Raw genomic sequence first — 14,643 nt, forward strand, 5'->3', positions numbered from 1 at the left:
TCATTCAGTTCATCAATAGACTTTTGCGTTTAAGTGGCTCGCAAGCTATGAATTTGCTACTCAACTTACATTGGTAACATTGAATTTGTCTGCTTGTTTTATGAGTAGCACGAGGATCGTGCTTACAAAAACAAGAGGATAATACTTTGAAACTATCAAAATCGTTACTTGCTTTGGCAGTCTTGCCAATGTTTGCAAGTGCTGATGATTTATCACAGACGCAAAACCACATCATTCAACCGAAAATCGTGGGCGGCATTACCGCCGATCCAACTGAATGGAAGTTCTACACACAAATTGTAAGTCGCTACAGTAACCGCTCCTATTGCGGTGCCAGTTACATCGGCAATGGCTATGTATTGACGGCGGCTCACTGTGTGGAGGGCGATTCACCGAGTCAAATTGCCGTGAAAATTGGTGGCGTCGTGTACAACGGCACCGATGGAGTAAGAGCGAATGTGAGTGAAATCCACATGCATCCGTCTTATCGCCGCGCCACGCTTTCTTATGATATTGCGGTTCTAAAGCTAGATTCTGTCCCTCAAGGTGTATCCGCCGTTGAAATTGCTGACGGCAGCTTGGCGCAATACGCCAGTATTGGAGATTGGTTGACAGTTGCAGGTTTAGGTCGAACGTCAGAAGGCGGTAGTTCGCCAACAAGATTGCAAGAAGTCGATGTTCCTCTGGTGTCGGATGCCACTTGTCGTCAGGCGGGTGGAAACTACACCACCGTTGGGGAAGTGGCATTCTGTGCAGGCATTCCGCAAGGTGGGATAGATTCATGTCAGGGTGACAGCGGTGGCCCGATCGTTATTAATCGCGGCGGTGCGATTACCCAACTTGGCGTGGTTAGCTGGGGAATAGGGTGTGCACGTCCGGGTATGTACGGCGTGTACAGTGATATTGCAGCATTGCGCAGTTTTGTGGATGGCGTCATCGGCACTTCAACGCCTCCGAAAGATAACGTTTCTGTTGGTTACACTGCTAATCAAACGTTGCCTGCGTTTAATGTTGGCGAACTCAAGCAGCATGGATTTGTGATTAGTAATTCGGGAAATACTGCATTCACTGTCGAAAATGTACACATTGGCGGCTCAGGAGTGACTGATGCAGCACTGATTGCCAACGATCAATGTTCTCAAACAACGTTAGCTGCAAATACGAGCTGTCGTGTGGATGTGGAGTTTGGCGCATCACAAGCGGGTGAAGCTAGAGTGACGTTGAACTTCGGTGTTGATAAAACCAGTACTTTATATCAAGCGGTTGTGTCTGCAACAGCCAAATCGGTAACGTCGCCACCAACAGGAAGCTGTGCAAACGAATGGAAAGCCTCATCTGTTTACAATAAAGGCGATACTGTCACGTGGAATGGAAAAGTGTGGCAAGCACAATGGTGGACTCAAGGCGATAACCCAGCAGAATCGGGTTCCTGGGGCGTTTGGCAAGCAGTGAGCGATGCAAACTGTACGTCACATCAAGATCCTGTCATCCCGCCGACTGAGCCGCCAGTTGTGTCTGTTCCTTCAATTAACATCTATCAAGCTGGAGCTCAATACCTCGCTGGCGATGTTGTGACTAATCAGGGCTCGTCTTATCAATGTTTACCGTGGCCACATAGTCTTTGGTGTGGTTCGACGCCAAGCGCTTATGAGCCGGGCTTAGGTTCTGCATGGACTCATGCGTGGATAAAGCTATAAAGTCATACTAATCATAAATGGGGTTTATTGTTTTCGAATAATAAGCTCCTTTTTGTTGTTTTAAATATGAGAACCCACAAAATACCTATGACTTTATCCTGACAGTTTGCTTATATAACTGGCAGAATTGCGATCAATATTTCACGTTTTGTCTGATTTTTGTCAGATTTACATTAAGAATTTTCTCCGATGACTTTTTTGACTTGTGCATCATATGCATAACTCGTTACTTAATTTATGTCGAAAAATATTGGTAATACTGCCATCATGCATTGGTCATTATTCTCTTCATTAAAGGTTTATCTTGTGCTGAGACAGTTGTTTTTTCTCACTCTCTTTTCTGCTTTGCTTTCTACGTCTTCAATGACAATGGCAAAATCGGTATCCGGTGCGTCATTGAATGGAATTAAAGGCGCGCTCTGTGTTGTTCGAGCCGACGATAAGCTTGTACTGGTTCATGAAATTCTCACTAACAAAATCTCCTTGCCGGGAGGTACTATTATTGAAGGTGAATCTCCAGAAATTGCCGCGCAACGAGAAACGTGGGAAGAAACGGGGCTTGCAGTAACTGTCGGTAATGAGTTGGGTAGAACCTCAACTGCGATCTTGTTCGACTGCGTATCTGATTCTGAAGTTATCGCTTTTTCTATGAATAACTCATTGGGTGGAAACGAGCTGCCTTCTTGGTTTGCGCCTCATTACGGTGTGGAAGTGGCTTCTGCCATGCTGCTTAACCCAAGTGAACTTACGGCATCTCAATATCGCTATCCGGCTCAATGGCCAGAAGTTGTTAACCTTTTTGCTAATGCAACAAACCAGCCGGTTTCTTACGTTACACAGCTAATTGAGTCTGCACCTACATTCCGTCAGGTCGAGCTCTCTTGGGTGATGGAACTACAAGGTTGGATTGGTGAGCTTTCAGACAACAGTTACAAAGCCGCGTACGACTTTGCAAGCGTAGTGATGGAGCTGACGACGCCGACTATTTTGCTGTTTTTATTCCCGTTCGTCATGATGCGCTTTGATAGTCGCTTTGTGTACCGACTGTTCTTCGCCATTACCGCGACATCTTTAATGGTTTTGGTGGCACAGCAGGGATTTTCTCTACCAAGGCCGCATGTGTACGTGCCTATGGCGGAACTTCCAAACAGTTACGGCTTTAGTTTTCCAAGCTTGCCTATTGCGGTTTGGTTCTGTGTGTTGACATTTTTGTTCCAAAGAACGCACAGCTTTGGATTTAACAGTACCACGGTGTTGATGGCCGCTATTACGCTAATAGTCATGCTGTGCAAGTTCTTCCTAGGTTCTGCGTTTATTCTTGATATGTTATTGGGCGCCTTGTTGGGCATCTTGGTTGCTTGGCACGTATTACGTTTGGAAACGAATCCAGAGGTCAATGTTGATCAACTCCTCAGCTCAAAAGGAGTGTGGTTTACGTTGACTGCTGTGACAGTCGTTATTTCGGTGATTTGGCCGTTACCTGTGTTTGGCAACTGGTTAGCGATGTTGATCACGGCTTCTGCACTCGTGCTTACGTTTAAGGAGTCTCAGGTGAGATTAAACAGTAAGCAGATGATTTTTGTCACTTTGGCGTTGATATTGACTCAGCAGGTGTATTTGTTTGCAGCGACGAGCGTCTCTTCCAGCGGTTTTTGGTCATTGGTGTTTATGACGTTCCATTATCCGATATTGATGCTGTTGTTCATCTTTATGGCAAGAAGATTGACTCATCAAAATCAGTACCAAGAAGAGCTCAAACTGTCAGAATAATAAGTTCTTCGGTATCAAGTAAAAAGCCTCGCAATTCGCGAGGCTTTTTGTGTTTTAGGCGCTTACTTCTGTAACGCTACTTTTATTAAAGCTACTTTTATAAAGCGAGATCTAAGCGTTAAGAACAAATTTCTCAATTGCTTTCGCTACGCCGTGGTCGTCGTTACTTTCAGTGATGTAATCTGCGATTTTCTTGGTTTCTTCCATCGCATTTTCCATCGCGATACCAAGACCTGCGTACTTCAGCATGTGGTGGTCATTTTCAGCATCACCCATACAGATCACTTCTTCTGGTTGAATTCCTAAGTACTCAGCAATCGCTGCAACTCCGATGCCTTTGTTGCTCGCTGGGTTAAGAAACTCTAGGAAGAATGGGGCACTTTGAACAACAGTAAACTCTTCACGCATTTCAGGTGGAAGCGCAGCGATGACCTCGGTGAGTTTACTTGGCTCGGCAACCATCATTGCTTTGATGATTGGATGATCATCTTCTAACGATTCAAAATTCATCTCTGTCACGTCTAAGCCATTAATGTTGGCTTCGATGTCAGTGTATGGGTTGTTCTCATTAGTGATCAAGCCGTGCACTTGGCTGAATGCGTGCACATAAGCGCCTAATTCTTTCGCTTTACGAGCGACTAATTTAGCAGCTTTACCATCAATGATTTGCTGGTGGATAATTTCGTTTGTACCTACGTTTTTAACCATAGAACCATTGTAGAAAAGGACAAAATCTTTATCGGAATGAATATTCAGCTCATCCAATTTTGCCTGCATGCCTTCAAGTGGGCGGCCAGAAGCCAAAACGACAGTAACGCCAGCTTCACGAGCTTTCGCGATAGCGTGTTTGTTTTCTTCTGAAATCGCTTTGTCGCTGTTTAATAACGTGCCGTCCATGTCTAGGGCGATCAGTTTGTACATCTTTACTTACCTTAAAATAATGGGAACCTGAGTATGAAACTACAAAATGGGCTATTTTAACAATTAATTTTTGGTTTGAATTGACCTAGACACGCCTCTCCATTAAGGTCTTCGCCTCGAAGTTTTATGAGTTAAGTGAGTTCTGCGTTGTATAAGCTAAATGAGATGTTTGAAACCATCCAAGGGGAAGGGATCTTTACTGGTGTTCCTGCCGTTTTCGTTCGCTTGCAAGAGTGCCCAGTGGGGTGCAGTTGGTGTGATACAAAACAAACGTGGGATGCCGAAGAAAAGGATCAGCGTCCTATCGGTGATATTTTGGTGAAGACGGAAGATTCTCCGACTTGGTGCACGGCATCGGCTGAAGACATCGTAGAACAATACAAACAGCAAGGCTTCAATGCGAAGCATATTGTTATCACTGGTGGTGAACCGTGTATTTACGATTTGCGTCCGTTGAGCAAAGCGTTTGAAGATATGGGCTGTCAGTGCCAGATTGAAACCAGTGGGACATCAGAAGTCGTCACGTCTGAAAAAACGTGGGTGACAGTGTCACCAAAAGTGGCGATGAAAGGTAAATTGCCCGTACTGAAAAGTGCGTTGGAGCGTGCTAATGAAATCAAGCACCCAGTCGGTACGCAAAAAGACATCGACCATCTTGATGAATTACTTGTAAACGCTGATATAAAGACAGAAACGGTGATCGCTTTACAACCAATCAGCCAGAAGCCTCGCGCAACTCAGTTGTGTATCGAAACGTGCATCTCGCGCAATTGGCGTCTATCTATTCAAACTCATAAATACCTAAGTATTGCTTAAGCTCGGAGAGTAAAATGAAAAAAGCTGTTGTTGTTTTCAGTGGCGGACAAGACTCGACAACCTGTCTCGTGCAAGCCCTTAAAGAGTTTGATGAAGTGCATGCAATCACTTTTGATTATGGCCAACGTCATAAACTGGAGATCGAAGTTGCACAAAAGATCGCCAAAGATCTTGATGTGAAAGCGCATAAAGTGATGGATGTTGGTTTACTGAATGAACTTGCTATCAGCTCTCTGACGCGTGATGACATCCCTGTTTCTCACGAATTACAAGAGAATGGTTTGCCGAACTCGTTTGTGCCTGGCCGTAATATTTTGTTCTTAACTCTTGCTGGCATTTACGCTTACCAAATCGGTGCCGATACGGTGATTACTGGCGTGTGTGAAACGGACTTTAGTGGCTACCCAGATTGCCGAGACGATTTTGTGAAATCAATGAACACGGCGTTGGTTAAAGGTATGGATCGAGCTCTGACGATTAAAACACCGCTGATGTGGCTCAATAAGGCAGAAACATGGGCGTTAGCGGATCAATACAATGCTTTACAACTGGTGCGTGAAAACACGCTAACTTGCTACAACGGCATCATCGGTGATGGTTGTGGCGATTGCCCATCGTGTGATTTACGCAAAGCCGGGCTCGATGATTACTTGAATAACAAAGATGCAGTTATGAAATCTTTGGTTCAAAAGCAGGAATCAGAAGGTCTATAAACAGACCTTCACGAATTTGCAAATTCTGAACTCAGGTTAATTGGCTCATTATACGCATCAACAACCGCGTTTTTGCCATTTCTCTTCGCCTGATACAAAGCTTGGTCTAATATCGAGTACAGCTCATCGAAGTTGGTGAGTGGCATTGATGTCGATAGGTAGGCCAAGCTTGCCGTTACACGAAGGTCTTCATTTCTTTCCGTTTTGATTTGTTTTTCCGAAATGGTTTTATGCAAGCTTTGAACTCGGAACGGTACATCAATTTCATCAACGTTTTTGAGTAAAAGAACAAATTCCTCTCCACCTAGACGCCCGATGTATTCACCTTTATTGAGTTTTACGCGGATGCTTTGACAAACGTGTTTCAAAACCAAATCGCCTGTAGGGTGGCCGTAGGTATCATTGATGGCTTTAAAGTTATCTAAGTCAATTAAAGCCAGAACATATCGCATCTCTTGATGAGTTTTCGAGGTTTGGCTTTTGATGGTTTCAATGATCGCGGTTCTGTTTAAGGCACACGTTAAACTGTCTATCCGTGCTTTATTTCGAGTTTGTCGCTGAGCCATTATTGCCAACACCAAAAGAAGCACTAAGCAGGCAACCACAAAATTGTACGCGCGTTTTTGATCTGTAAGCTTTTCAAACTCGCTCTGCTTTAAATTCCGCTCGTTCGCAAGTTTGATCAGTTGCAGTTCGTATTCGTACTCATTTTTGGTGAGGTCGAGAGCTTCCATTGCCTTGATGTTGCTGGTGTCTCGGTTATCTAGTTCCAATGTTGAATACGCTTCATAGTGACTTAGCGCCGCTTTGTAATCCCCAAGTTCTTGGTAAGCATTGGACAGCAACAGTTGCGCTCTCGCTTGTAGCAATGGCCTTGAGTTTTCCATTGCTAGTGTGAACGCTTCTTTTCCGTGCTCGATCGCCTTTTCTGGCGCGCCATTTTTCAGATAAGCAAAACCAGCGGCTAAATGCCCCTCGGTTTGTAAATGGTTGTTTTCGTATCGTTCGCCCAAACCGAGTGCTTTGTTAATGTATTTGACGGCTTGTTCAAGGTTGCCAGTTTCAGCAATGGCGGAAGCAAGCCCCAAATACGCCAAGCCTTGTCCATACGGATAGTGGATCTCTTCCAAGATTTTCAATGAGTTCTGGTAGTGGTTAATGGCCTTATCGAAATCTTTCGATTTGTTATACATCCGAGCTAGGCTGTGTTCGACTTGCGCCACTTTGAGTGGGGCCTCCTCAAGTTGGCGCGCAAGCAAGGATTGGATGAGGTATTGCTCCGATTGCTCAAACTGTCCTAATTCGGCGAGTAAATTGCCGACATCGTTATAAATACCAGATGGGTCGCTTTGATAAGACATATTGGCAAGCAGGCGGCGGTACAAGCTCAGAGCTTTTTCGTAGTCGCCGCGATAATTGTAGTTGTTCGCTACGACTCGCAACGCCAAGTCTGCAGGAAAGGCCTCTGCGTGCTTATCGTCTAAATGGCTTTCGAGAGATGAGCAAAAGAAGTTTGCTTTGTGGTAACGGCCTTGCTGGTTTAGCGTGTAGCAAAGCTGGTAATTCATCAACGCTTTACCTTCCACGTCACCATTTTGTTTCATCTTTTGCCTTAACGAGTTGAAACTGGCAACTGAAGCGTCATAACTGCCATGTTTACGTTCGTTTAAAGCGAGAATGTACTCAGATTCTAACTTCGCGAAATCATTGTTTAAGATTTGGCTACTTCCGTAATAAGGCTGCTTAATGTTGGCCATGTACTCATAAATCAACCCACTGACGTAAAGTCTCTCGCTGTCAGAGACGGAAGTATGATAACGGTCTTGAAGCATGCTAAGAGCAGAAGCCGCATCGTTGTGTAACGTTGTTTGATAGACAGCGTGCCATTGCGTAAAGTTTTGGGTGTGTTCAATCTCGGTAGAGTCACTTGCGTATATTTGACTGCAAAAAAGCAGTGACGCAAGCAAAGGAGACAGCGCGCGCATAAGGAAGTAGCCTTTTGTTTTTCTTATATAATCTTTTCAGTATGTTATACCCATTATCTTATAGGCGATGTGACCACGTGAAGTGAATAAACAATACTGAATGGAAAAACTATGAAGTGGGTCGATATTTGTGTTGAGAATTAGGGGAGGGAATAGAAACCCCGGCACAAGTGCCGAGGTCAACGCGATTAGTCTACGTATAGCTTCGCTAGATCTTGAGGCTCCATTTCTTTGCCTTCTAGCTGATCATTCCAGTTTGTACCAACAAGAACGCCGTCTTCAGCAAGAGTCAGAAGCCAATCTTCTACAAAGATATCTAGTGGAATTTCAAGAACAGTAAAATCTGCCCACTCTTCAACGTTGTGCGCTTCAGCATCTTCTTTTGAAGACCAGAAAGGCATTACTTCGCTATTTTCGAACTCAGTTGAATCGCAAGACAACCAACCTTCTTCATTGCGTAGACCCCAAACGAGTTGGTTTTCTTTCGTTTCTGCTACGAAAAGATCAAGGTTTGCTTGGATATCTGATGTAAGTTTGCTCATTTCAAAACTCTCATTGTTATGACGCCGCTAGATTACCACTAAAGCGCCGATTCCTAAAGCATAATACGGCTTCAAGCCACTATGAAAAGAAAAGGAGCCGAAGCTCCTTTTGTCAAATCTGAGTGCGATGTGAGAGTGTAAAAGTTTAGATTAGCTTTCTGCTTCAGGAAGCGTCGTAAAGATCGTCCACTCTTTTTTAACTTTACCCTTGTAACCAACAACAGATGCGGTCACTCGGCGGTTAAGTGCGTGACTTACCTGATCGGTGCCTTGCTCTGCTAGATGTGTGTCACCAAAACCAATGATGCGAACACGATTTGGTTCAATACCGTAACTTAATAGCGCGTCACGCACGTTTTTCGCTCGTCGTTCAGAGAGATCTTGATTGTGTTTTGAACCACCTGTTTTACTCGCGTAACCTTGTAGTTCAATCGAGGTCGTTGGGTAATCCTTCAAGAACTCGGACAACTCACGAATTTGACGACGAAATACCGGATTGATCTCATCAGAATCGTTGGCAAATAGCACACGAACTTGCATTTTCTCAGATGCTTTGATGTATTCGCCACAGCCATCATTGTCAACTTCAGAGCCAGCTGGCGTCCCCGGACATAGGTCGCGAGCGTTAATCACACCGTCGTTATCTTCGTCTTGTAAGTCAGCAATTTGTTCTGCGGTAGGGAATGCACGGTAATCGTACTCATCTTCAGCGATTGCTTGTTGCGTAACGGCGATAACGCTTAATGCCAATAGCAGTTTCATCGGTTTCATGATTAGTACTCCACCTTCTGGTTCCATTCTGTTGGTACATCAACACGCAAAGCATTCAACAGTTGACCCGTAGCATTCATCACTCGGTACTTCGCGTATTGTTCCGCGTATTTAGCGTCTAAATAGTTCTTTCTTGCTTCGAACAGTTCGTTTTCAGTATTCAAAAGGTCAAGTAGAGTACGCTTACCAATGCGATATTGCTTTTCGTAAGCAATGACCGTTTCAGAAGCTGAGTCTACGTGGTCAGCTAAAAACTCTTTTTGTTGCAGAGTTAAATCTAACGCACTCCAAGACAAGCGAAGTCCTTCTTCGACATTTCGGTATGCGCGCTCTCGTAGATCTTTCGCTTTGTTTAACTGATATGCAAAGCTTTCTGCGTTCGCAACATCACTACCACCGTTGAACAAGTTGTAACGCATTCGAAGCATTGCTGTCGTTTCATCGCTGCTGCCTTCAATACCGCCGGCATCGTTGCGCCATGTTTGTGCTGCTTCTACAGAAATGGTCGGGTAGTAAGTTCCTTTCGATTGTTTGTACTGGAACTTAGCTGAATCCACATCTGCAACCGAGATTTTGATGACAGGGTGAGATTCAAATGCCAAGTCAATCGCTTCATCGATTGTGTATGGGATGAAGTTTTGATCCGCGCGTGGGAAGATCAATCCTTGTGGCGATTGTCCGACAAGACGCGTAAACATCGTTTGGCTATCAAACAGGTTATTTTGAGCCGCAACTAAGTTACCGTGCGCTTTTGCTAAACGCGCCTCAACTTGAGTCAGGTCTGCGGTCGAGCCGATACCTGAGTTGACACGTTTTTTAATGTCTTCATAAATTTTCTTATGAACTTTCAGGTTGTTCTCTGAAAGAGAAAGAATTTCATACGCTTTAACGGAATCTAAGTACACCTTAGTCACTTCCAACGCAGTGTCTTGCGCATCCGCAAGTAGTTGGTATCGCACAGATTCTGCATCTGCAGCAGTACGGTCCATATCATTAAGAGTGGCAGAGCCATCCCAAATCAATTGCGTTAAAGTGATAGTGGCTTCTTTACGAGTCAGATCGGTTGAGTCTCGTCCTGATTCTGCAGGATTTATACCTTCGTAACCGATACCTGCGTCAAGATCGACGGAAGGGAGGTAAGCACCGCCAGATGCTTCATTCACATACTGCTTGCTAACGAATTCATTGAACGCGCTTTTAATATCGGGATTTGTTTTTAGCGTATTTTCTACGGCTTGCTCTAGTGTTTGCCCAAAAGCATGACTAGCGGCGAATACACCAATACAAAAGGCGTTGGCACGAGTCCACTTCACTGTGATTCTCCTAGATGGTTATGTAATTTCTCGAGGCGAGAGGGCTTATAAGTGGAATACCTATAAGGGCGTCAATAATTTAGCGCACAATACCACTAATAATCGACGATGTAACCAATCGCTTTGTTTAGAATGTGTTTCAAAAGTGATACGAAAATACGCCTGCTCGGGGCTTAACTTCGAACTAATATCACCTTTATTTGGTTTTGTTACATTTATAGTTGCTTATACAGAGATCTAAATCACCCACCAACTGAAAATCGACAATATGGGAAAATTGTGACTTATAAGTTGAAAATAGGCATCAAATTACTGTTATTGCAGTATATATTCGGGCAATATTTAGCAAATTAGTATCGTTAGTCAAAAAGTTGACAGTAATTTGGGGTGAAGTTTTATATGGATCGTACAGCGTTAGTTTCACTCGGCAATCAAGTCGTTGTAATAGGATTAGATGGGAAGCTGAGAGTACTAACGGAGGGACAACAGCCACGACCAGGAGAAGTGGTTGTGACATCAACAGATGTTGGCCCTCTGGATTTAAACGTGCAATTGACTCAAGAGCAGGGTTCTAAAGATGTCACTGATGATGTTTTACAAATTATTAGTGCAATCGAACAAGGACAAGACCCTTCTGCTGTAGATGAAGAGTTTGCGCCAGCAGCTGGTGAGAACGGCGGCTCTAGCCTGCAAACCAGTGCGACAATTGTTCGCGATGGTACTGAACTCTTGGCATCCACCAGTTTTGAAACCATTGGTATTGAGTCTCTAGGACTATCGCAAACACAAGTTCTAGCACTGAACGATCTATTCCGAAGTAATCTTCAAACGAGTGCTGACAGCACTGATAAACCTTTGGCAACAACGCCAGTTACTCTAGATGCGATTGAAGAGGACGGTGGTTCAATCATCATTACGACGGAAGAGTTACTGTCAAATGTTGATGATGAAGACAAAGACACATTATCTGTTGAGAACCTCATTATCGATAAAGGGAATGGCACTCTTGTCGACAATGGTGATGGCACGTGGACTTTCACTCCGCAAATCGATGATGACACAGAAGTCTCTTTCACTTTCGACATTATTGATGACGAAGACCTAGTGGTATCTGGTTCTGCAAATCTCGATATTCTGCCTATCAATGATGCGCCAAACGCAAAAAATGATGTAATTACGACAGAAGAAGACACCGCTGTTACGATTGATGTTTTAGTCAATGATAGTGATGTTGAAGGTGACGTACTCAGCATTCAATCAGCATCAGTTCCTTCAGAGCAAGGCTCAGTTGACATTGTCGACGGCAAACTGGTGTTCACGCCAGCTGAGAACTTCAATGGGGAAGCGACCATCTCTTACATCGTAACTGATGGCGATTTGACGGACGAAGCGAAAGTGTCTGTTACGGTTACGCCTGTAAATGACAGTCCTGTTGCAGTTGATGACACCACATCTATACAAGAAGACACCGCAGTTACCATTGATGTACTGACTAACGACACCGACGTGGATGGCGATAAGCTGAGTATTGAATCAGCCTCTGTTCCTAAAGAGCAGGGTACGGTTGAAGTGGTGGATGGAAAACTTGTTTTCACTCCGGCAGAAAACTTCAATGGCGACGCCGAAATCACTTATACCGTAACGGACGGTGAATTGACCGACGAAGCGAAAGTAACTGTTACAGTAAATCCAGTAAACGATATGCCAACCATCAAGGTTGATGCAGTAGAAAGTATCACTGAAGATGCAGTGAGCACCGATACGGTACTCGCAACCTTAACGGTTCGCGATACTGACACGCCAGAAGACCAATTAACCGTTTCTTTAGAAAACAACTCAAACGGCTACTTCGTGTTGGTTGGCAATGAAGTCAAGCTGACTCAAGCAGGCGTTGATGCAGTTAATAATGATGAACTTAATCTTAAAGACCTAACTATTAGCGCGTCAGTATCGGATGGTATTAATCCAACGGCTAGCGACAGTGATAGTTTGATTGTGAACCGTGTTAACGATGCACCGACTGTTGAAAATACCATTGCAGACCAAGTGTTATCGGAAGATTTCGCGAGCTACACGATTGATTTAAACGACGCATTTAAAGATAGCGACTCAGCGCTAGAATTCTCAGTGTCTGGCAACAGCAACGTGCTGGTTTCGATTGAAAATGGCATCGCGACCATTTCACCAACAGCAGACTGGAACGGCTCAGAGACCCTAACCTTTACTGCCACTGATCCAAGCGGCGAAAGCGTTAGCCAAACGGTGAACTTCACGGTTGCACCAGTAGTCGACATCAAGGCTGACAGCACAAATGTAGTCGAAGACACGCCAACCATAATTAACGTCTTAGGTAACGACACGTTCGAAGGCACTGACAAAGTGGTATCGCTGGATACCAATAACGGCCCAGCCAACGGCACGGTCTCGGTCAATCCTGACGGCAGCGTGACTTACACGCCAAACGACAACTACCACGGTGCAGACAGCTTCACCTACATCGTCACTTCCGGTGGCGTCAGTGAGTCCACCACGGTGAACGTTGATGTGACGCCAGAGAATGATGCACCAGTGGCAAAAGATGACACTACGATTACTGACGAAGACACGCCAGTGACGATTGATGTCCTGCCAAACGACACCGACGCAGATGGCGACAAGCTGAGTATTGAATCAGCCTCTGTTCCTAAAGAGCAGGGTACGGTTGAAGTGGTGAATGGCAAACTTGTTTTCACTCCGGCCGAGAACTTCAATGGCGACGCCGAAATCACTTACACCGTAACGGACGGCCAATTGACCGACGAAGCGAAAGTAACTGTTACAGTAAATCCAGTAAACGATGCGCCAACCATCAAGGTTGATGCCGTAGAAAGCATCACTGAAAACGCAGTGAGCACTGATACGGTAGTCGCAACCTTAACGGTTCGCGATACTGACACGCCTGAAGACCGACTAACCGTTTCTTTAGAAAATAACTCAAACGGTTACTTTGTGTTAGTTGGCGATGAAGTCAAGCTGACTCAAGCGGGCGTCGATGCAGTTAACAACGATGAGCTCAACCTTAAAGACCTAACAATCAGCGCGTCAGTGTCGGATGGTGTAAATCCAACAGCTAACGACAGTGACAGTTTGATTGTGAATCGTGTTAACGATGCACCGACTGTTGAAAATGCCATTGCAGATCATAGAGTTATCGGAAGACTTTGCGACCTACACGATTGATTTAAACGACGCATTTAAAGATAGCGACTCCGCACTGAACTTCTCAGTGTCTGGCAACAGCAACGTGCTGGTTTCGATTGAAAATGGCATCGCGACCATTTCACCAACAGCAGACTGGAACGGCTCAGAGACCCTAACCTTTACTGCCACTGATCCAAGCGGCGAAAGCATTAGCCAAAGGGTGGACTTTACGGTTGCGTCTGTGGCGGACATTGTGGCAGACAAAGCGACGGTTGTGGAAGACACACCAACCATCATCAAGGTCTTAGGTAACGACACGTTCGAAGGCGACGGTAAAGTGGTGTCGCTCGATGCCAATAACGGCCCAGCCAACGGCGCGGTCTCGGTCAATCCTGACGGCAGCGTGACTTACACGCCAAATGACAAGTACCACGGTACAGACAGCTTCACCTACATCGTCACGTCGGGTGGGGTATCGGAATCCACCACGGTGAACGTTGATGTGACGCCAGAGAATGATGCACCAGTGGCAAAAGATGACACGACGATTACTGACGAAGACACGCCAGTGACGATTGATGTCCTGCCAAACGATACTGATGTGGATGGCGACAAGCTGAGTATTGAATCAGCCTCTGTTCCTAAAGAGCAGGGTACGGTTGAAGTGGTGAATGGCAAACTTGTTTTCACACCGGCAGAAAACTTCAATGGCGACGCCGAAATCACTTACACCGTTACTGATGGTGCACTGACTGACCAAGCGAAAGTGACTGTTACCGTTAACCCAGTGGACGATGCACCAACCATCAAGGTCGATGCTGTAGAAAGCATCACTGAAGACGCGGTGAGTACCGATACGGTAGTTGCAACGTTGGAAGTCGCTGATACTGATACGCCAGAAGACCAATTAACCGTTTCTTTAGAAAACAACTCAA

At 45.0% G+C, this 14,643-nt stretch carries 11 protein-coding genes; 6 read left to right on the forward strand and 5 right to left on the reverse strand.

Annotated elements, in window-relative coordinates:
* The first annotated feature begins 146 nt into the window (after positions 1-146).
* Complete coding sequence (locus NL646_RS19190) at positions 147-1,697, forward strand: trypsin-like serine protease (RefSeq protein WP_253664563.1); 1,551 nt, start codon at positions 147-149, stop codon at positions 1,695-1,697.
* A 306-nt stretch (positions 1,698-2,003) separates the two neighbouring features.
* Positions 2,004-3,467, forward strand: coding sequence for a bifunctional NUDIX hydrolase/phosphatase PAP2 family protein (locus tag NL646_RS19195; RefSeq protein ID WP_170927696.1), 1,464 nt, complete (start codon positions 2,004-2,006; stop codon positions 3,465-3,467).
* Positions 3,468-3,578: 111 nt separating this feature from the next.
* On the opposite strand, the gene NL646_RS19200 is transcribed toward NL646_RS19195, so the two are convergent.
* Positions 3,579-4,388, reverse strand: coding sequence for a Cof-type HAD-IIB family hydrolase (locus NL646_RS19200; RefSeq protein ID WP_025500068.1), 810 nt, complete (start codon positions 4,386-4,388; stop codon positions 3,579-3,581).
* Between the two features lie 165 nt (positions 4,389-4,553).
* Here NL646_RS19200 and queE point away from each other — a divergent pair, with 165 nt between their 5' ends.
* Positions 4,554-5,204, forward strand: coding sequence for a 7-carboxy-7-deazaguanine synthase QueE (queE, locus tag NL646_RS19205; RefSeq protein WP_045607852.1), 651 nt, complete (start codon positions 4,554-4,556; stop codon positions 5,202-5,204).
* Between the two features lie 14 nt (positions 5,205-5,218).
* A complete protein-coding gene (gene queC, locus NL646_RS19210; RefSeq protein ID WP_025518541.1) occupies positions 5,219-5,917 on the forward strand; it encodes a 7-cyano-7-deazaguanine synthase QueC in 699 nt (232 codons plus the stop codon).
* A gap of 8 nt (positions 5,918-5,925) precedes the next feature.
* Here the strand turns inward: queC and NL646_RS19215 are convergent, their stop codons facing one another.
* The 4 genes from NL646_RS19215 to NL646_RS19230 all read right to left on the reverse strand — a co-directional run bounded on the left by NL646_RS19215 (position 5,926) and on the right by NL646_RS19230 (position 10,528).
* Positions 5,926-7,902: a GGDEF domain-containing protein gene (locus NL646_RS19215; RefSeq protein ID WP_253664564.1), complete on the reverse strand. Its 1,977-nt coding sequence runs from the start codon at positions 7,900-7,902 to the stop codon at positions 5,926-5,928.
* 188 nt (positions 7,903-8,090) lie between these two features.
* Positions 8,091-8,444 (reverse strand): DUF2750 domain-containing protein, encoded by a 354-nt coding sequence (locus tag NL646_RS19220; RefSeq protein ID WP_005477755.1) that lies wholly within the window; start codon positions 8,442-8,444, stop codon positions 8,091-8,093.
* Between the two features lie 150 nt (positions 8,445-8,594).
* Positions 8,595-9,215, reverse strand: coding sequence for an OmpA family protein (locus NL646_RS19225; RefSeq protein WP_021453008.1), 621 nt, complete (start codon positions 9,213-9,215; stop codon positions 8,595-8,597).
* 2 nt (positions 9,216-9,217) lie between these two features.
* Entirely contained in the window at positions 9,218-10,528 is a 1,311-nt protein-coding gene (locus NL646_RS19230) for a TolC family outer membrane protein (protein ID WP_005464216.1), read from the reverse strand.
* 399 nt (positions 10,529-10,927) lie between these two features.
* On the opposite strand from NL646_RS19230, the gene NL646_RS19235 reads away from it, so the two are divergent.
* Positions 10,928-13,747, forward strand: a complete 2,820-nt coding sequence (locus tag NL646_RS19235) for a tandem-95 repeat protein (protein WP_253664565.1) — start codon at positions 10,928-10,930, stop codon at positions 13,745-13,747.
* The coding region (locus NL646_RS19240) for a tandem-95 repeat protein (RefSeq protein ID WP_253664566.1) at positions 13,677-14,643 on the forward strand (967 nt) is incomplete at its 3' end. The genes NL646_RS19235 and NL646_RS19240, both read left to right, overlap by 71 nt.

Origin of the sequence: Vibrio sp. Y20_XG_PY13, from assembly GCF_024181925.1 — a bacterium.
GTDB classification, from domain to species: domain Bacteria; phylum Pseudomonadota; class Gammaproteobacteria; order Enterobacterales; family Vibrionaceae; genus Vibrio; species Vibrio parahaemolyticus.

Coding starts and splice junctions, on each gene's coding strand:
- queE (WP_045607852.1), top strand. CDS start 4,554: ATGTTTGAAACCATCCAAGGGGAAGGGATCTTTACTGGTGTTCCTGCC.
- NL646_RS19225 (WP_021453008.1), bottom strand. CDS start 9,215: ATGAAACCGATGAAACTGCTATTGGCATTAAGCGTTATCGCCGTTACG.
- NL646_RS19200 (WP_025500068.1), bottom strand. CDS start 4,388: ATGTACAAACTGATCGCCCTAGACATGGACGGCACGTTATTAAACAGC.
- queC (WP_025518541.1), top strand. CDS start 5,219: ATGAAAAAAGCTGTTGTTGTTTTCAGTGGCGGACAAGACTCGACAACC.
- NL646_RS19215 (WP_253664564.1), bottom strand. CDS start 7,902: ATGCGCGCGCTGTCTCCTTTGCTTGCGTCACTGCTTTTTTGCAGTCAA.
- NL646_RS19235 (WP_253664565.1), top strand. CDS start 10,928: ATGGATCGTACAGCGTTAGTTTCACTCGGCAATCAAGTCGTTGTAATA.
- NL646_RS19220 (WP_005477755.1), bottom strand. CDS start 8,444: ATGAGCAAACTTACATCAGATATCCAAGCAAACCTTGATCTTTTCGTA.